This is a genomic window from Microbulbifer mixtoriginis (SeqCode), from assembly GCF_052467515.1.
This window is the reverse complement of record NZ_CP174314.1, coordinates 3,811,643-3,830,738: the sequence shown is the minus strand read 5'-3', so window position 1 is coordinate 3,830,738 and position 19,096 is coordinate 3,811,643. Positions and strand designations below refer to the sequence as shown.

At 50.5% G+C, this 19,096-nt stretch carries 16 protein-coding genes; 5 read left to right on the top strand and 11 right to left on the bottom strand.

What is annotated here, in order from left to right; all coding sequences use genetic code 11:
- Window positions 1-244: 244 nt before the first annotated feature.
- From ACJJIT_RS16465 to ACJJIT_RS16450, 4 genes are all read right to left on the bottom strand, one after another.
- Entirely contained in the window at window positions 245-1,798 is a 1,554-nt protein-coding gene (locus ACJJIT_RS16465; protein ID WP_444899084.1) for a tetratricopeptide repeat protein, read from the bottom strand.
- A 95-nt stretch (window positions 1,799-1,893) separates the two neighbouring features.
- Window positions 1,894-3,117 (bottom strand): hypothetical protein, encoded by a 1,224-nt coding sequence (locus tag ACJJIT_RS16460; RefSeq protein ID WP_444899083.1) that lies wholly within the window; start codon window positions 3,115-3,117, stop codon window positions 1,894-1,896.
- 17 nt (window positions 3,118-3,134) lie between these two features.
- A complete protein-coding gene (locus ACJJIT_RS16455) occupies window positions 3,135-4,292 on the bottom strand; it encodes a hypothetical protein (RefSeq protein WP_444899082.1) in 1,158 nt (385 codons plus the stop codon).
- A 166-nt stretch (window positions 4,293-4,458) separates the two neighbouring features.
- The gene (locus ACJJIT_RS16450; RefSeq protein ID WP_252084577.1) at window positions 4,459-5,754 is read right to left on the bottom strand and encodes a tetratricopeptide repeat protein; all 1,296 of its coding nucleotides are present in this window, start codon (window positions 5,752-5,754) and stop codon (window positions 4,459-4,461) included.
- Between the two features lie 586 nt (window positions 5,755-6,340).
- Here ACJJIT_RS16450 and ACJJIT_RS16445 point away from each other — a divergent pair.
- The 3 genes from ACJJIT_RS16445 (at window position 6,341) to ACJJIT_RS16435 (ending at window position 9,499) form a co-directional block, all read left to right on the top strand.
- A complete protein-coding gene (locus ACJJIT_RS16445) occupies window positions 6,341-7,408 on the top strand; it encodes a branched-chain amino acid aminotransferase (protein WP_444899081.1) in 1,068 nt (355 codons plus the stop codon).
- A gap of 373 nt (window positions 7,409-7,781) precedes the next feature.
- A complete protein-coding gene (locus tag ACJJIT_RS16440) occupies window positions 7,782-8,378 on the top strand; it encodes a Yip1 family protein (RefSeq protein WP_252084579.1) in 597 nt (198 codons plus the stop codon).
- A gap of 185 nt (window positions 8,379-8,563) precedes the next feature.
- Window positions 8,564-9,499 (top strand): alpha/beta hydrolase, encoded by a 936-nt coding sequence (locus ACJJIT_RS16435; protein ID WP_444899080.1) that lies wholly within the window; start codon window positions 8,564-8,566, stop codon window positions 9,497-9,499.
- Window positions 9,500-9,514: 15 nt separating this feature from the next.
- On the opposite strand, the gene ACJJIT_RS16430 is transcribed toward ACJJIT_RS16435, so the two are convergent.
- Window positions 9,515-10,000 (bottom strand): hypothetical protein, encoded by a 486-nt coding sequence (locus ACJJIT_RS16430; RefSeq protein ID WP_444899079.1) that lies wholly within the window; start codon window positions 9,998-10,000, stop codon window positions 9,515-9,517.
- Between the two features lie 257 nt (window positions 10,001-10,257).
- Here ACJJIT_RS16430 and ACJJIT_RS16425 point away from each other — a divergent pair, with 257 nt between their 5' ends.
- Window positions 10,258-11,559, top strand: a complete 1,302-nt coding sequence (locus tag ACJJIT_RS16425; protein WP_444899078.1) for a parallel beta-helix domain-containing protein — start codon at window positions 10,258-10,260, stop codon at window positions 11,557-11,559.
- Window positions 11,552-12,706, top strand: coding sequence for an SO2930 family diheme c-type cytochrome (locus ACJJIT_RS16420; RefSeq protein ID WP_444899077.1), 1,155 nt, complete (start codon window positions 11,552-11,554; stop codon window positions 12,704-12,706). Before ACJJIT_RS16425 ends, ACJJIT_RS16420 begins: the two co-directional genes overlap by 8 nt.
- Before the next feature lie 92 nt (window positions 12,707-12,798).
- Here ACJJIT_RS16420 and ACJJIT_RS16415 read toward each other — a convergent pair whose 3' ends face one another.
- The 6 genes from ACJJIT_RS16415 to rsxB form a co-directional block, all read right to left on the bottom strand.
- A complete protein-coding gene (locus ACJJIT_RS16415; protein WP_252084584.1) occupies window positions 12,799-13,509 on the bottom strand; it encodes a TetR/AcrR family transcriptional regulator in 711 nt (236 codons plus the stop codon).
- Window positions 13,510-13,863: 354 nt separating this feature from the next.
- Window positions 13,864-14,577 (bottom strand): electron transport complex subunit E, encoded by a 714-nt coding sequence (locus ACJJIT_RS16410; RefSeq protein ID WP_444899076.1) that lies wholly within the window; start codon window positions 14,575-14,577, stop codon window positions 13,864-13,866.
- A complete protein-coding gene (gene rsxG / locus ACJJIT_RS16405) occupies window positions 14,577-15,281 on the bottom strand; it encodes an electron transport complex subunit RsxG (protein ID WP_444883777.1) in 705 nt (234 codons plus the stop codon). The genes ACJJIT_RS16410 and rsxG overlap by 1 nt, the downstream gene beginning before the upstream one ends.
- Complete coding sequence (locus ACJJIT_RS16400; RefSeq protein ID WP_444899075.1) at window positions 15,281-16,333, bottom strand: RnfABCDGE type electron transport complex subunit D; 1,053 nt, start codon at window positions 16,331-16,333, stop codon at window positions 15,281-15,283. The genes rsxG and ACJJIT_RS16400 overlap by 1 nt, the downstream gene beginning before the upstream one ends.
- On the bottom strand, window positions 16,333-18,360 hold the full coding sequence (rsxC, locus tag ACJJIT_RS16395; protein ID WP_444900926.1) for an electron transport complex subunit RsxC: 2,028 nt from the start codon (window positions 18,358-18,360) through the stop codon (window positions 16,333-16,335). The genes ACJJIT_RS16400 and rsxC overlap by 1 nt, the downstream gene beginning before the upstream one ends.
- A 116-nt stretch (window positions 18,361-18,476) precedes the next feature.
- Complete coding sequence (gene rsxB / locus ACJJIT_RS16390) at window positions 18,477-19,091, bottom strand: electron transport complex subunit RsxB (protein ID WP_252084588.1); 615 nt, start codon at window positions 19,089-19,091, stop codon at window positions 18,477-18,479.
- Window positions 19,092-19,096: the final 5 nt, after the last annotated feature.

Sequence of the window (19,096 nt, the reverse complement as noted above, 5' to 3'; positions counted from 1 at the left end):
GTTATCGCAATAATCTGGCACCGATGAAATACGCGCTAAAGCGCAGACGATACCAAGGCTGGGTTGGATGTTTTTTTGTGTGAAATAAAGCTTAGCTCGCTGCCACCGGAGGGTTGGCGATCAGCGAGCCGTTTGTCACAGAACACCTCTTTTCCTGTGTATGAATCTTCTGATTCATCTCAGGATTTGCCCCTTGCGAATATCTTCTTTATTGGATTTTCATCTCGCTCAGGGGTTCTTGTCTTCAGCTATTATTAGCGCCGTTTACTTTCTCTGCGCACTGAATGACCACTTCGGTGACAGGTTTTCCGGGTTTTACAATGAACTCACGCCGTACATCCCGATACCCATCGCGGGTACCAATGGCTGTGTAGCGACCGGGTTTTAAGGCGATTTCTCGTTGCTCAAAATTACCCAGACGTCCAACATGGTAAATCGTGACACTGGTACTACGATCGGATTTGAAACGAACGGGTAGAGGTATCAGAGCTTGGGTAAGCGCATTTTCTAGGTCTTCTATTTGCTGAACTAAGCGTGGTGTTTGACCGTTTACTTTACGTGCATCGGCTAAGACAGTGCGGGCAAAGTGGTTGCGCTTACCTTCACTAAGGGTAAGGGGGTCTTTGAGTAATTCTTGTAACTGATCATCTAATTTGGCCCTGGCAGAAGAGCGCGCCTTCCCCGTAACTGCAGCAACCAGGCTACTATCCTTTTTCAACAAGGCCGTATAACTTTTGAGAGCATCACGCCAATCTTCTTTTTTTTCCTGTGAGCGTGCCAAGCTCAGTAGTTTATTAATTTTCTCTCGCTCCATACCATTTTTTGCCTGTTGTAGGCCGATGGTCGGTGCTTTAGCAGTAGGCTTTAATGCTTGTGCTTGATTGAAGAATTGTTTAGCGGATGTGTAATTTTTATCGGCAATCGCTGCGTAGCCCGAAGACATAGCCTTTTGATAGTCTCTCTCAGTGATTTCTATTTCAACCCTTGCCAGTAATGCTTGAGCTTCAACAGTCTCAGGGTCAACCGAGAGTGATTGCTCAAGAGATGACTTAGCTTGGTCTAGGTCGGAATCGGAGTAGGCGTCTTTTGCCTGAATATATCTCCACCAGGCAGAGGGTAACTTATCGGTCCGCTCAAGTCCCTTGAGACCTCTTGGGTGATCTTTAGAGATAGTAAGTACTAGATTAAATGCATCTAGTGCAGAATCCTTATCCCCTATATCCAAAGCACGTTTACCCTCGCTAAGGTGTAACTCAATTCGCTCGGGAATACTGTCACGCAATGTCTCTAGTGCTTGTAAGGATTCCCGGTACTTTTCCAGGGCTTGCATGAATTGCCTTTTTCGATAAAGGCTATCAGCCTTTAGAGCTAGGTCTTCAGCGGAGTAGTAATCTTCGAATGCCCATAACTCAACTCGACGTTCTTGTAGCTCCTCTTTAAGGGCGAGAATATCTTGCAGAATTTTTTGCACATCCCTGCGTTGCTGCATGATTTCAGCATCGGAATAGGGGGATGCCTGTGCAGGATTTTCCTCTGGTGTATTTACTGTTTTGGCAACAGCGGTTTTATCGGTTTGTAATTTTGGAGCTTGCACAACTTGGGGAAGTCCCCAGAAAACCCCTACCAAGCCACTGAGCATTACTGCCCCCAGCAAAAAAGGCCAGTATGAATTTTCCCTTTCCGGCTTGTCAGTTTTAGGGCTGGTTTTTTTGGGGATGCGAGCTTCCTCACCGCCAAAGCTAAACTCTGCGGGCTCGATCGGAGTTGAATCTTCCTTGGTGTTATTGCGGTGCTGCATAGTGATTCCGCCATTTTATTAAGTTACCCAGTGAAGATCTTGGGTGCTTGCTAAGGGTTAAAATCTGACCGGTTTACCTCGATAAGGTCTGCACTTCATATACTGGTTTCGGAAGACGCTGTTTCGGCTTCATAAATTTCTTTCAAGATTTCCCGCCACTGACGATATTGGTTCTCTACTGTGCCGCTCAGGGTGACGGTGCGATCTTCCAGTTCGACAATTTGTGGTTCGACTTCAGCCTCCATCGAGTCTCCCAATTCCTGCAGAGCTTCCAGATGCATCTTGGCATCTGCGCGACGATCAAAGCCGCTCTTAATTAAATAACCGCCAGCACCAATACCTACCTGTCCCGCAGCCTGGGCACTGCCTCCTCCTGCACCGGCTGCGGCGATACCGCCGATAATGGCCGCGGCTCCCATGATGGTGTGGTTGCGGGCTTTACGCTTGAGTTCGCGCATTTGCCGAACCTCCTCATAACTCCGTGCTCGCCACTCCTGGTAGGGTACTTCCATGGTTTTGGCAAAAGTTCCGTAGTATTCCTGTAGTGTGTCCACAAATAGATAATCGCGCTCACGGATTTTTCGTACTCGCTGCAACATAGGATCATTTTCTGCAGGTAAAGCGCTCAGGTAGTAAATACCTTCCTGGCTTTGCTGCAGATAGCGCGTAAAGGCTTCGGGGGAAAAGCTCCTGGCGAAACGCATTTCAGAGATAGTGCGGATTTCAGCAATCTGTTGATTGGATAGCCCTTGTCGATAATTCAACATGTCATTGGAAACCCGGTTATAGATTCCCTGAAAGGCATCTCCTTCGGTGGGGTGCTTACGATCATAGGCGTAGTGAGAAGCGTATTCCGAATATTCCTTGGTAAACCAGCGTTGACCACGGGAATCGGTAACGGTCACTTCCATGGTGAGAATTTCACCATCGGATTGGATTATCTTTCCAGAAACTGTTACATCAATATTGGTGCGGGCAGATGGGATAACTCTCACTGCCCCCCAACCCAGGCTGGACTGCAATGAGTCAGCCAGGGTGACTGCCATAAAGCGGGACTCAGCCTGGCGTAATTCGGGAAAGACCAGGGTGTCTTCGTCAACTTCAACAGTGTCTATACCGGGATCGAACTGGATAACGCCGACGTCCAGCAGGCGATCTTCCGCAATATTTTTGTCCTCAATGGTGAGGGGGGTAAATGCAGTGGTTCGTACTTCGGTTGTGGTACATCCGCTAAGTAGAGTTACCAGTAACCCAGCAGTTATCAATGCGAGCCGAGCTGTAAATAAACAGCGATAGTTTTTTCGAGTTAAAAGTGCCATCTATGCGTCCTCTGTAACTACTTCGTCGCATTTTTATATTTTCGATACTCTTCCCAGAGCTTTTCCCGTAATTCAGGATCGGTCTCCCGTGTGGCGGCTTCACGAATTTGTCTTGCCACCACATCGTCATCGGTACCACTGGGAATATCTGCAGGCACCACTGGCTGTGAGCCGCTGTGGTTGTACTCCCCTTGGCGCCCCTTAGTGGGTAAACCGGGGCCTGTTACCTGGCCGCTGGAATTGTTTTGCTGTGGGCCCCCGCCGCTGGGTGCTCCGCTTCCGGGTGGAGGAGGGATTTCGGCTTCCGCAGATTCAATGAGATCTTCCAGTGATTCTCCCGGTGGCGCTTCATCCATTGCCTCTTCCTCGCCCTCTTTTGAAGCGGAACCAGGCCTGTTACGGACATAGTCCCGTTCACGCAGGATCATGCCGTCGTAGCTCACCATAGTGGATTCGAAGCGGCCCTCAAGCTCTGCGACTCTCTCCGCGGCTGTGCTGGGAACTTCATTGGGCGCACTGCCAGCGCGAGTAGAGCCATTACTGGGTTGACCGTTGGTGGACGCACTGCTACTTGAGGCCGAACTACTCGACGAGGAGCTGTTCGAGGAAGAACTACTTGATGGGGAGCTACTTGAAGCCGAAGCTGTTTGCTCCTCCTCGGAGAAGTCGATCTCATCCGGCGGGGTGCCGTCCTGGCTAGAAGAGGGATCTGGAGGCGTACGTCTTTCATCCGGAGATTGCTGTGAATCAGTGTAGACAGGGGATGATGGAGAGCGATTGCGGGAATCTGCCTCCGGCATGCTATCACCTGCTGAGGGTTCACGGGAGGAACGTTGATTTTCACTGGAAGCTGTTCCGGACTTTTGTTGGGACTCTCGCTGTGCCGTTGGCATATTCGCGCTGGGTTGGCTCGAAGAACGACTACTGGGTTGCCCACCACTGCTACTGGACTGTGACTGGCTAGAGCTCTGTGAACTACTGCTAGAACTGCTGCTTGATGAGGCGCTGCTCTGAGACTGAGATTGCGAGCTGGAAGAGGGCATCGCCGGTGGTTGCGATTGGGTTTGCTGGCTTTTACATCCAGTAATCACTGTAGTCAGTACAACGACAGAGAACAGAGTGTGCCAGCTAATGCCCTGGCGGTGACTTTTTCGTACCGCTTTCCGAGTTGTCATCTCTTTTCTCCTAGAAGGGCTTGGCGTTATGCCGGGAGGCCGCGATCAATTCTGCGACTCCCCGGCTGCCCGGAAAATGGCTGGTGTGGAAATTTAAAAGTAGTTGTTATTTGATTATTTGCGCGCTCTCCACAACACATCACTCAGTGTCTTTTCAGTGAATCACTCAATCGAAAACAAAGCGCTGAACAATACCGCGTGTTGCTACCGCTTCACCATCTTCAAAGCGCGGCCGGAATTTGGCGCGTTTAAGTATGTTTCGGACTTTGGAGCGAATCTGTACTTTATCGGATGGGTAGGCTCTGAGGATTTTAATATTGCGGGCTTTGCCAAAGGCAGTGACATCGTAAGAAACAGTGATATGTGAGTTGGCCAGGGCTTTGCTTTCCGATTCCAAAATCGGCAGGGCAGGAAGTGCGATCGGGCGACCAAAAATATCCTCAATTTCATCGCTGGAGGCACCATTGTCCCACAGAGATTTATAAGCCTCTCCATAAGTGCGGCGCGCGGAATGCCATTTATTGAACATCATATACCAGTCGCCCAACTCGACTTTTGCTTTTGCAGATGCGGCCGGGGGCGATTGAGGGTTACGCTGGTAGACATCAACGATTCGGGTAATCGCTTTTTTGCCAGTATTGAAGCTCTTCATTCGATAGTGGTCTACCATACTGCGCTGACTTACATCGGGGCCGCCGCCAAAGCTGGTATTGACGACGAGCGGCGCCTGGGCCTCTCCTTTGTAATTGGCGAGATAGTAATTCGTTGCTTTCAGCCCGCGTAGTGCGTCCACAAGACGCAGATCGTTGGAGCCAAAATTTTTGCTGATGATATCGACTGCGAGGGTGTAGAGCTTGGTGGCGTTGATTAGGTGCTCGACCAGAGTCTCACCTTTCTTCTCAACATAAGACTGTAGGTGCCAGCGACTCAGGTTATTGATTACAGGCAACATCCGAGGATCTTTTTTACCGTAATTTTTTTCGTGCAACCAGTAGAGATACTGTTGGTTGTCGTTGGCTTCTTCCCATTGATTCAGCGCAATCTGGCTTTCTATTAAGCGTTCAATCATCGGTATCTGACTGAGGGAATAGAGGCCCTCATTCACTCTATTAACTAACATTGCACGGCGGAATTCGGTGGCGGCTTCCTCATGGGCTCCAGCTTTCTGCAGTGCAGTGGCCAGGCCCAGCAGCTGCTCATCAATACCGATACCATAGGCACCATACTCAGCTTCAAGATCTTCAATGCGTTCACGGTAATATTCGACAGCCTCTGAGGGGCGCAGTTGTCTTCGGTTTTTTTTCAGCGGTTTGGAGGCGGCTTCAATAAAGGCCTGGGGAGGGCCTTTCGGATCTGGATTCGCAGTGGCGTCATCTGCGGCAATGGCGCCGTTACACAGCAGTGCTGTGGCTGTAAACATCAAGCCGATAGCAAGGCGATTGCAGGTATCTATCTGTGTCACGATTGAACCACTTCCATTCCGGTTTACTTTGCCCACAGCTGTGCAATAGGCCTTAGCCATCACGCAGGGGTGTGGATCTCGTCTCCGCCCGATCGCCGGAAAACCGACAGATACGGTGGAAGCTCTCTCCTGAAATGTGGTTCTGTTACAACTCTGAAGGCACGTCTTTTTTACTCATAGCCGCTCAGAGAAGCCGCATCCGGAGGCTTATTTTTGCGCTCCTGGCTGCGTATTAAACAGTATAGCCAGCACAGTCTGTCATCAGAGGGATTGTGACGGAGACTTCAACCAACCGGTGAATAGGTTACCGGGATGCCTGCGGGCACTCTTTCGGTTTAGCAGCTGGGGAGAAATAGCAGTGCCGAAGGTCGGCAAGTAAGTGCCAAAAATTTTTAGAGTAAATTTAAGTGACTACTCGATGGCTCTGCGCTGCAGGGGTAAGAACAGGAGTATTTGGATTTTTATCCTATATGAATAGGTTTGATTAGGTGAAAACGGCTAAAGCCATGGGGTCTGTGGTCACTACATTTGGATTGCTGGCCGGCAGGCGCCATAATCAGCCGATTCGAATGAGAGGAGAGTGCCGGTGAGCATCTATATCGATCCCGAAGTGGCCGCAAGCCTGCGTGGATATGAAGTACCCGAGAGGTTGGGCTTCGGGACGGCAATGGCCCCTATAATGTTTCGTGCAGTCTATCAGGACGGTTGTTGGAGTCAGGGTGAGTTGATTCCCTATGCACCCTTGTCGATAGATCCTGCAGCAAAAGTGCTGCACTACGCTCAATCGTGTTTTGAAGGAATGAAGGCCTACCGGACCCAGGCTGGTGGTATTGCTCTATTCCGTCCCGAGAAAAATGCTGAGCGAATGGCCTTTTCTGCCAAACGCTTGTGTATGCCCCCGGTGCCAGAATCCCTGTTTCTCGATGCCGTGCGTACTGTTGCTTCCTATTGTGCCAACCTGGTACCCGGTAATAGCGGCGAGTCTCTCTACTTGCGGCCGTTTCTGATTGGCACCCAGGCGGACCTTACCGTATCTGCTAGCAGCTCTTATGAGTTCTATGTGATAGCCAGTCCCTCAGAGGCTTACCACTCCGGTAGCATGCGTCTTTGGGTGGAGAGGGAAGATGCACGCGCCGCAGTGGGTGGCACAGGGGATGCCAAGGTTGGCGGTAACTACGCGGCCTCTCTGTTGAGCGTAGGACGGCTCAAGGAGCGCGGTTACGATCAGTCTCTATGGCTCAATCCGTCTGACCGAAACAGCGTAGATGAACTCTCTGGCATGAACTTCTTTGCGGTAATTGAAGGGACATTGCATACGCCAGCACTGACCGGCTCCATCCTGGAGGGTATTACCCGTTATTCACTATTGGAGCTGGCCGAAAGCCTGGGCTACCAGGTCGTAGAGGAGTCCATTCCGGTTGATCGATTACTCAGCCAGATAGCTTCAGGCAGCTGCACAGAGGCTTTTGCCTGCGGTACTGCTGCTATTATCAGCCCTATTAGCGTTATTGGTGATGCAGAGCATTGCTATGAGCTGCAGCAGGCTCCAGGTCCTGTGGCCGAAGCTTTACGTCAGGCGCTTCTGGATATTCAAGAGGGGCGGGCAGAGGATCGCTTTGGCTGGATGCAGACTGTTGAACCTGCGAGCTTCTGAGCTTAGCTAAATAATTAAAAGTAACCGGCTGTAGGTTGGTGGCTGGTTACTTTTTTTAATTAGCAAAATTAGCATGGCAGCATTTGATTTTTCTCTACTTCTGCCTCTTTCCCTTTAGTCTGGGGTTGTTTGGTATCACCTCATGCTTTAAAAATGTTTCCGCGAGAAACGTGCATGTAAGCATTCCCGCCAATCTCTTTTCTACGGTTGACTTGAACGACTGTTGCTCCTACAAGTAACTCGATACAAGAAGAAACGCACTGGAGCTTTTGGGGTGGCCTTTTGGTAGTACCTTCATATTGACCGGCAGTTCCAAGATCAATTTGACTAGATAGGTCGCACTCAGAGTTCCCTAGAACCTGAGGAAAACAGAATGTTGACCCATATGTTCGGCCTGATGCTCCAACCTCGCAAGCAGTGGGAGTTGATTAGCTGCCTCCCCGAGAAAAAACTTCGCCGACAAATCTCCTACGTTATTATTTTGGCACTATTCCCTGCAATCGCCTGGTATTTTGGCACTACTCAGGTGGGTTGGAGTATCGGCAATGGGAATCCGGTAAGAATAACCGGCCAGAGTGCGTTGGAATTGGTAGCGGTTTTCTATTGTACGATGGTATTGGCGGTTGTCTCAATTGGTTACTTAATTCACTGGATGGCGAGAACCTATGGTGCAGAAACGCACCCGATGAAAGGTGTAGTCGTGGCAGGGTTTACAGCGACTCCAATATTTTTGGCAGGTATTGCGGGAATCTATCCGGTGTTGTGGTTGGATATTCTGTTGGCAACTGTGGCGGTAGCTTATGCGGTGTATCTACTTTACCTGGGGATTCCTATTGTTATGGGTGTCTCAGAGGAGCGAGGATTTCTTTTTGCCAGTGCAATTATTACTGTTTCCCTGGTTATCGCTGTAATAATAATGGTGGGCACGGTATTGTTTTGGAGCTATGTGTCCGCTCCTGTTTTCCACTGATTTTATTTTTCACAGATCACTACCTGTGAATTTTTGTGTTTATCTGCCAGTCGGTTTTACTTGAGCCGGCTGGCTTACCCCCTTCATTTATCAGCTTGTCTTGAATCTATTTTATCTCAACTCAATTGTAATATTCCTTTCTGCACCAAAACACTATGGGTGCTGTTACTCTTTGGAGGTATCTTTTGAGGAAAGTAAATCCGAACCTCTCTGAATTTCTCAGAGTATGCAATGAGTTGTTATCAGAGCGTACAGCCAAAGGTCATGCCTTTAGTGTTATCGACTCTCGCGAGAGGTCGGAAAGGATGATACAGGAATATGTTACAGACATCCCAGGCATTGACCAGGTGATAGATGATGAAATCTATACCAGTGGATACAATGTCCCTGTGAGGATATTTAACCCTAATTCGAGCTTGGCACTACCGGTTCTTTTATATCTGCACGGGGGTGGTCATATGCTGGATAGTGTTAAAGCCTATGACCCTATTTGTCGTAAAATGGCGATATCTACACAGCATATTGTGGTGGCACCAGAATATCGGCTTGCTCCAGAAAATCCTTATCCAGCCAATATTGAAGATACTTGCGCTGTAGCTCGTGGAGTTTGGGCGAGCCTTTCCCGACACAAGATCGACTATCAAAAGTTACTCTCAGTAGCGGGAGACTCTGCAGGTGGTTCTTTATCGGCAACTTTGTCGCATATAGCACAATTTGACACTGGGATTTATATAGACAAACAGGTTCTTATTTATCCTTGTGTTGACTATACGGCAGGCTGTCAATCTTACCAAAAATATGGGAAAGGATATTTTCTAGAAGCTGAGAAATGTTATTGGTTCTTTGAAAAATATTTTCGGGATGGCCAGTGTAGAAAATCGGCATCTCCACTTTATATGGATTTTACTCAAAGGCTGCCAAAAACTCTGGTGATTACAGCAGAGTTTTGTCCCTTGTGTGATGAGGGGGAATTTTACTTTGAAAGGGTGAGGTCAGTTGGTGTGCACGCTGAATATATACACTTTGAGGGCGTTATACATGGATTTTTAAATGTTGAAGATTTGCTCAAAGATATTTGTGCGGAGGCTTATGAAAAAATAGGTAGGTTTCTGAATAGCTAAATTACTGTAAATTCTTTAGCCAGGCTTGTAATGGTATTTAAGAATATAGCCATTGCTGAGCTCCAATTGCTCAGAGGCTTCTTTTCCGATAGTGAGTTCAATTTCAGTAATCGCATTGATTATCTGTGTGGGCTCGACATCAATGCATTGAATGCTCATTGAGTAAATGGCACCTTCTTTACTGTCAACAGAATATTCAATAACTTGCAGAAAAAGACTATCTGTCCCATATAAGATTTTAATGCCGGGGCCCTTTAATAGGGGGATAGTATATTTTACAGCTCCCCAGGGGCCATCGCAGCGAATGGCCTGGTACTCTGAGGGTGCTGTTTGAGCAGATGTAGGCTTAGATTCCTTACTTAGGGTTAATTCACTCAATATCTGTCGAGTATGAAACTGCCATCCCTCAGGGGTTGTAATCTCAATCTTTAAAGTCGGTTGAGCAAGCACCTGAAAACTTAGAAAGGCAAATGGCATTAAAATCAACTTACGAAATTCCATCTTGATTGCGATTCCTTAGGGAATGTGGGGTACGGGCAAACGTGCTTTCAATAATTGGTTGCATGAAGCGCCAAGCTGGTAGCCCTGCATGTTTTCTAGTCTTTCAAATAATAATAGTGTCTTGAAGGGTATCTAGGGGTCAGATAGTATGCAGAAGCTTGCCTAGCAAGTTTTTTTGCGCGACTTAATTGGTACATTCGTACCTACCAAAGCCAGATGTAGTAGCTACAAACAATAATTCAAACAAAGGGTGAAGCATGAAGACCTTGTCCTACATCGGGGTGGCTCTCACGTTATTACTAGTCTCCGCCTGCGGAGAGAAGAAAGCACCTCAATCAAATCCTGCAACTAATGACGTTGATTTTCAGAAAAAACTGTTGAGGCAACTTATTGCTGCTAAGCCAGGTGATGTCATTGTTGTTCCTGAAGGGGAATTTCAGATTGATCGTAGTCTTTCTCTAAATGTTGATGATGTCACTATTCGTGGTATGGGAATGGATAAATCTATCCTCTCCTTTAAGAGTCAAATTCAAGGGGCTGAGGGACTGTTGGTCAATGCCAACGATTTCACGATAGAAAACTTGGCAATAGAGGATACGGTGGGTGATGCCTTAAAAATTAATGAAGGGCAAAACATTATTATTCGTAATATTCGTGTTGAGTGGACTAATGGCCCATCTACAGAAAATGGTGCCTATGGAATTTATCCGGTGCAGACACGAAACACCTTGGTGGAAGGTTCAGTAGCTATTGGCGCCTCAGATGCTGGCATTTATGTCGGTCAGTCTCGCAATGTGATTGTGCGAAATAATCGCGCTGAGTTTAATGTGGCGGGCATCGAAATAGAAAATACTATCGGTGCTGATGTGTATGGTAATGTGGCAACCAATAATACGGGGGGTATTCTGGTTTTTAATATGCCAAATTTGCCTCAGCCTGGGCATAGTACGCGTATTTATGAGAACTATATATTTAAAAATAATGTAAAAAACTTTGGGCATGAAGGAACCCCTGTGGCTGCAGTTCCTGCAGGATCGGGTATCGTGATTAATTCCAATGATCAGGTTGAGATATTTGATAACAAGATTGCGGATAATGATACTGCCAATATTATTGTGAGTAGCTACTTTACTGCGGGTTATTACAGCGATAAGTCGACTCAGGCAGACTTCGATCCATATCCAGAAGGTATTTATATCTATAACAATCACTTTGCAGGAGGTGGTTCATCACCAGACCACTTGGAACTTAAGGCGCTAAAGTTAGCGCGTTTTGGGCTGGGTGGAAGCTTGCCTGATGTACTTTGGGATGGTGTTGTGGATAGCAAGAAAATGTTTGAGGGCGCCCTGCCAGACCACCTTCGGCTATGCATCGATAACACGGATGTGGGCATATTGAATATTGATTTCCAAAATAACTATCAGAATATTTCTACCGATATTTCTGCTCATCAGTGCCGTCTGAAAAAGCTACCAGAGGTCGTTTTGAAATTTGACCGGCCGGATGAAGAAAAAAGCGCGGGAGATCATTTGGCTGTCTTGGAGGGGGGGAATGAATAAGTGGAAATACTTGGTGGGCTCCTTCCTTCTCCTTATTACTACATTAATGGTCACCCTTAGTGGCTGCGAGAAAGCCCAAGCCCCAGTTCAACTATTTGCCGAAGATGCTATTCCTGAGAGGCTTAGTGACTGGAATCTGGTCAATATTATTGATAACGGTTTGATCCCCAACGCAGGTGTGCTGCCGTACGATTTAAATACTGGGCTTTTTACCGATTACGCCCATAAACTGCGAACCGTGTGGATGCCCGCAGGCACCTCGGCAGAGTATGGTGAGGAGCAGTTTGAGTATCCGGTGGGCACGGTACTTACCAAGACTTTTTACTATCCAAGAGGAGAGGGTGATACAGTTCTGCGCACCGATAATTTTACTCGGGACTACCTTGAGGGGCGCAGTGGAGAAGCTTTGGATATGCGGGCTGTGCGCTTGATTGAGACCCGTCTGTTAGTAAAACGTCAGAGGGGCTGGCAGGCGATCCCCTATATTTGGAATGCGGCTCAAACTGAAGCCGTTTATGAAATCGCTGGTGATACCACACATTTTAAACTGGTGAACGACTCTGGGGATGTCTCAGAATTTACTTATGTGGTGCCCGATGCCAATCAATGCGCCGGTTGCCATGCTGACAACTTTACTGGAAAGAAGATTTCTCCACTCGGCCCGAGAGCAAGACACTTAAATCGAGATTTTACCTATCTTAGTGGAACAGAGAATCAGTTATCCCACTGGCAGAAAGTGGGATATCTCAAAGGGCTTCCCGCGCTGATATCACTACCAAGCCAGGCTAGTTATGCAGATACTTCAAAATCGCTAGAAGATAGAGCTCGCGCCTACCTCGATATCAACTGCGGTCACTGTCATAACCCGGCCGGTGCCGCTGACACATCGGGGCTGATGCTTCATCACAGTGAAACAGACTGGCGCAAGATGGGCTTGTGTAAACCACCAGTAGCGGCGGGTACTGGCAGTGGAGGGCGGGTATTTGCCATAGTACCGGGAGAGCCGGATCACTCAATTTTGAATTTCCGTGTAGAGTCCAGCGATCCGGGCGCGATGATGCCGGAGTTAGGGCGAAGTTTGGTACATGAAGAGGGGGTGAGCTTACTACGCCAGTGGGTGGCGGCTATGTCGGGAAGCTGCTCATAGTGCAGTGAGTGATATCAGGCTGGCCACTTAAGGAAGAAGGCGGCACAGTGTTTGGGCACCGTGCCGCTAACCTGTGAGATAGTCTTTATATTTCAGCCGTATGCTGCGGTCTCGGCAACTTGGGTAGCTGTTGCAGGAATTAAGCCGCGAACCATCATGGTAACTGTGCGCTCAAGCAATGGAGAATCCAGTGCAATGGAGCCACTCAAAATTTCATATTCCAACTTGAGAATAGTGCCGTGAGCGATTTGCGCAGCGGCTTCTGGATCAACAACGCCCAGCAAGTGGAAGAATTCCTGAATTAGGGACTCTCTCGCATGGCTTGACATGCGTACCGCCCGCGTCAGTTGCTCGTTGCGTAGCGCCTCATTGCGGAAGGCCAACTCAACCAAACGGCGGTCACGATCTTCAGCCTGGTTGCGCACATGTGTGAGGATGAAGCGGGTGAGCTGCTGCACCAACAGTTTGTGACTACTACTCGATGCGCGCTCTTGTGAAGAGAGGTTGCGAGCCGCATTGAAACTTTCTTCTTGAAGTTGGCGTGTGCTTTCCAATCCCTGCTCAACGAAGTAAGTGAATGAATCACTGATCAGATCGTTGAGGTCTTTAAAATAGTAGGTAGTGGCGGCCAGTGGTACATTCGCTTCGCGAGCTACGGCGCGGTGGCGGATACCGCGAATCCCCTCTTTTACGATTAGTCGCAGGGTGGCCTCTAGGATGGCCTTGCGGCGCAGGCGGCTGTCGGCTCGCTGTGCGCGGCGGCCGTGATAGACCAGATCAGACTTTCCATTGTCTACAGTCATAGCAGTATCCCTGTTCTTTTTGTGTTGGCTCCGATCGCTCTAGCAAGCTGTTCGGTCGTGCCATTCTAGCCAAACGAATTCAAAAAGAGAGAATAAAGCTATTACATTCGATTACACGAAGATTGCACAAGTCAGAGGCTTCACTTGTGGTTTTTCTACGTGAATCTCCTCAATATGGTGCACTTTTGTGTAGGGGGCTTTTATTGAATCAGAAAATAAAGATTTAGGCGTCAATCCTAGGTCTTTTTCTCACCGGAATATGACAATTACTCGGCAAGTAGGTCAGCGACAATCGAATAGCTTTCGCTACACTAAACGATTGTCGTAGGGAATAAGGGCTTGTTTGGGGCAATCTTAAGAGATTTTTCCAGTAACGCGCACCCGTTTGGAGCCAGGTACAATTCTGATTTGCTGACTGCGGCGCCGTTCAATACCCGTATCAATAGCATTTTTCGCTGCAATCAGTAGACCAGCTACCAGAAATGCACCGGGCGGTAACACCGCCACCAGCACACCGGGATAATTACTTCCCAGCAAGTTTAGGCTCCAGTCTTTGGCCATAGGCCCCAATAGCAAATCCATATCCGAAAACAAAGTGCCCTGGCCGAGTATTTCCCGCACGGCGCCGATAGCAATCAGCACTGCGGTAAAGCCAACCCCCATCATAAAACCATCGACCAGTGACGGCAGTACTGGATTTTTACTGGCGAAGGCATCGGCGCGGCCGAGGATGGCGCAGTTGGTAACAATCAATGGAATAAAAATTCCCAGCACCAGGTAGAGCTCATAAGTGAAAGCCTTCATCAAGAGTTCGACGCAGGTGACGAAGGTGGCGATGATCATTACCGAGGCGGGTAAACGCACGGTGTCGGGCATCTGTTTCCGTACTAGGGAAACTGCCAAGTTGGAACAGGTGAGTACACCAGTGGTGGCGAGCCCCAGACCAATAGCGTTGACCACTGAGCCGGTAACTGCCAATAAGGGGCAGAGCCCCAAAAGCTGAACTAGGGCGGGGTTATTTTTCCAGAGTCCGTTGTGGGTAATTTCTGCGTAACCGGGGGTCGCCATTAATTCTGCTCCGTATTGGGCTGAGCCTCATCAGTATTTTCCGCTTCAGGATTTTCCACCTCAACGGCTCGCTTGGACACAGGTGCACTGAATATTTGCTGATGGTTGTTGGCGACAAACTCCAGCACCTGATGTACTTCAGCAACCACTGCGCGGGGGGTGATCGTTGCACCGGTAAATTGGTCGAAGACCCCGCCATCTTTTTGAACTCTCCACTCACTAGAGGGAGGGTTTTTCAGTGAGAGGCCATCGAACTGAAGAATCCAATCACTTTTTTTAAGTTCGACCTTATCACCAAGGCCCGGCGTTTCACTGTGGCTGGTGACCCGTACACCAGCTATGGTGCCATCGCGGTTGACGCCTACCAGCATTTTGATTGGGCCCGAGTAACCGTCTGGTGCCACCGCCGGTACAATGACCGCTGAAATCTTACCGTCTTTGCCACGCGCTAAGTTGATATCGCCACCCTGAGAGAGCCCTAGTTGATTCCAGTAGGTCTTGGGAATTGGATAGGTGTCCACAAGTAGGTCATTGCTGTGGCGATCCAGAGGAATAATTTCCAGCAGGGCTTTGGCAGAGGCTGCGCGTATCGCCCGTTCAATGGGCTCTCGGGTGGTGATCTGGGTCACTGCCAGAGTGCCTGCAGTGACCAGGGCAAACAGGGTCAGCACAACGGCATTGGTGGCCATAGACTGCTTGAGCATCAGTGCTCCTCCAAGTCAGTGGCGCGACGCGCCCGCTTGTGGCCATAAGTGCGTGGCAGGGTGTAATTATCAATGGTGGGTGCGGCAAAGTTCATCAGCAGTACCGCAAAGGCCACGGCATCCGGGTAGCTGCCCCAGGCGCGGATAATATAAGTGAAGAGTCCAACACCGGCGCCGAAGATCAGGCGCCCCTTATTACTGGTACAGCCACTGACCGGATCTGTGATGATGAAAAAGGCCCCGAACATGGTAGCGCCGGAGAACAGGTGCAGCAGTGGTGAGCCTTCGGAAAGAGAGCTGCCGCTGTCGTAGAAAAACAGAGAGATCAGGGTCAGGGTTGCGAGCATGGCTACTGGCGCGTGCCAAGTGATAATGCCGCGAAACAATAGAAAAAGTCCGCCCAGCAGGAACCCGAAACTGATGGTTTCCCAGCCGGCCCCGGCAAAAGTCCCCTGGCTGAAAACCGGTTCCATCTCGTAGAGTTGTGACAGCAACACTGACTCGTTGAGGCGCACGATTTCCAGGGGGGTGGCACGGGTGAAACCATCCACGTTGTAACTGCCAAAGACCAGGGAGGTGGCCTCGCCAATATCCGGTGCACCACCGATCACATCCGCCGCGCCAACCCAGCGGGTCATATCCACCGGGAAACTGATCAGCAATACCACATAACCCACCATGGCCGGATTGAAAGGGTTGTACCCCATGCCGCCATATAGCTGTTTAGCCAATACGATGGCCACGGCGCTGCCGACTACCGGCAACCACCAGGCACAGTATGGAGGCAGAGCAATGCCCAGTAAGAGTGCCGTGACCATGGCACTGTAGTCACGCAGGTAGAAAGCCACGGGCCTGTCCCGCAGTTTCATGATTGCGGCTTCGCACAGCAGAGCGGTAATTACAGAGAAGGCAATATTGATCAACACGCCGATGCCGAAATAAATCACCATAGCCAGAACACCAGGTGCGGTGGCGGCCGCTACCTGCAACATCACTTTGGCCGTGTTATCGCCGGAGCGGGCGTGGGGGGAGGTGGCTCGCATCAAGGACATTACTGGCGACCATCCTGTGCGGCTTTTTGCTCTCGCATCTTGTCTTCCAACTTTTTCTGCAGCTTTTCCAAGGCAGTCTCAAAGGCCGCCAGGTTGGCATCATTTTCATTTTTGGCTTTTTGCAACCTTGCCTCGGCTTTGCCGAGACGCTTCTGCAGGGCCTCGATATCTGCGGCGAGTCTCTCGGCATCGCTCATTTGAGAGCGAGCGTCTGCCGAGGCACGCGCCTTAGTGATAGCGCGCACGGCGGCACTGGTCTCTTCCTGACTGGGTTCTCTGGTGAGATCGCGATCGGCGCGACGCCTGGCCAGGGTGAGCTTGTGTTCGGCTTCCTGCAGTTTTAACTCGGCAGCCTTGAGTTGGGCTGCCAGCTGGTCGCGTTGGCCTTCTTCTGCGGCCTCCACCTTATTGCGCAGGCGTTCGACGCGGCTTTCGGCGCTGGAGAAGGTGCGCTGGGCACGGGCGAGCAGCTGCTGGGGATCCTCCTGGCGAGATTTAACCCGGGCCAGGGCAGCGGCGACGATATCTGCTTGTTGCTTATTCTCTTTGGCTTCCTCGGACTCGGGGCTCTGCTCGCGCTGTTGGCGCGCGAGTTCGGCTGCCTTGCGGCGTGCCTCACGTTTGGCTTCTTTTTCTTTCTCGGCCTTTTCCAGACGAAGTTTGCGGAACTCAAAACGATCGCGGGCGCGGTCGGACTTTTCTTTCTCCTCCTCCGCCAGGCGTATTGCCCCTTTGGCCGCGCGGTAATATTGCACCAGCGGAATGGTACTGGGGCAGACATAGGAGCAGGCGCCGCATTCGATACAGTCGAACAGATTATAAGCTTGCAACTTTTCGCGCTCATCGGCGCGTGCATACCAGTACAGCTGCTGTGGCAGCAGTGAAGCAGGGCAGGCCTCGGCGCAGTAACCGCAGCGAATACAAGCCTTGGCTACCGGTGCTGGTGGCAACTCCTGGTTGGTGGGCACCAATAGGCAGTTGGTGGTTTTGACTACAGGGGCGCGCTCATCGTCGATGGTGTAACCCATCATGGGGCCGCCGATAATCACCTTTTGCATCTGGCCGCGGTGGATACCGTGGTGTTTGAGAATATGGTGAATGGGGGTACCGATGGGCACTTCGATATTGCGCTGGCGCTCCAGGGCTTGTCCCACAACCGTGGTTACCCGGCTGATTAGAGGTTCACCAAAGCGAACGGCGCGATAAATGGCCCTGGCCGTACCCACGTTCTGGCAGACGATGCCGACATTGGCCGGCAGGCCCTGATTGGGTACTTCGCGGCCGGTGAGAATCTGGATAAGTTGCTTTTCCCCACCAGAGGGGTACTTGGTGGGGAACACTACGATATCAAAGCGGGTATCTCTGGCGGCTTCGCGCATGGCGGCAATGGCCTGCGGCTTATTGTCCTCAATCCCGATCAATACGCGCTCGGGCTCATCAAGGATATAAGAGATGATGCCAATCCCGGCGATAATCTCTTCAGCGCGCTCGCGCATCAGCATATCGTCGGCGGTAATGTAAGGCTCGCACTCTGTCCCGTTAATGATCAGTGTGTCGATTTCCGCCCCGCCGTGGGGATCGAGCTTTACCGCGGTGGGGAAGCCCGCACCGCCCATGCCGGCGATGCCGCAGTCGCGAATTTTCTCCAGAAGCTCAACAGGCGAAAGCTGGGTGTAATCCTCACAGGGTTGCAGTTCACACCAGTGCTCCTCGCCGTCGGTACGGATCACAATACTGTCCTCGGCGAGCCCCGAAGGGTGGGGGACGGCGCAGGGCTCTATGGCCACGACTTTACCGGAACTGGGGGCGTGCACAGGGCTGCTGATCAGGCCATCCGCCTCGGCAATTTTTTGGCCCTTTAGTACGTCATCGCCGAGTTTGACCAGGGGCAATGCAGTGGCACCACTGTGTTGCAGCAGGGGCACAATCAAATCCTCGGACAGGGGAATGCTGCCAATGGGTTCGCCGGTACTCTGTTGCTTGTTTTCCGGTGGATGTACGCCGCCGTGGAAATCGTTGGGGCGCAGTTCCCGCGCCTTTTCGCTGGCGATTAGCTGTGCCTCGCGGGCGGCGCGACGCTCCTCTACCGCTTCGCGCCGCTGGTTTTTTTCCTGTAGCGCTGTGCGGTTTTCATTTTCGGGGTTCAAACTGCACCTCCCCGTTGATCTGTTTGCTGCGGGCGACGGTCGGTGGCAATCAGCTGGATACCGTCTTCGGGTTTTTGTGGATGCCAATCTTGTAGCGGCATATCTACGGGCACCATATCAATACAATCCACGGGGCAGGGCTCTACGCAGAGATCGCATCCAGTGCATTCGTCGGCAATTACGGTGTGCATATATTTGGCTGCGCCGGCGATGGCATCCACCGGGCAGGCCTGAATGCACTTGGTGCAGCCAATACATTCGGCTTCGCGAATAAAGGCCACTCTTTTTACATCTTCGACCCCGTGCTCTGCATCCAGGGGCATGGGTTCCATATCCAGCAGGTTGGCCAGCTCGTTGATGGTGGCTTGACCGCCTGGGGGGCATTTGTTGATGGCGTCGCCATGCACAATTGCTTCGGCATAGGGACGGCAACCGGGATAGCCACACTGCCCGCACTGAGTTTGCGGCAGCAGGGCATCGACCTGTTCTACCAGAGGGTCCCCCTCCACCTTAAAGCGAATGGCGGCAAATCCCAGCAGGGCGCCAAACACTAGAGCCATACCGCCGAGTACCAGCAGGGGGGAGGAAATTTCAGAAATCCAGTCCAGCATCACGT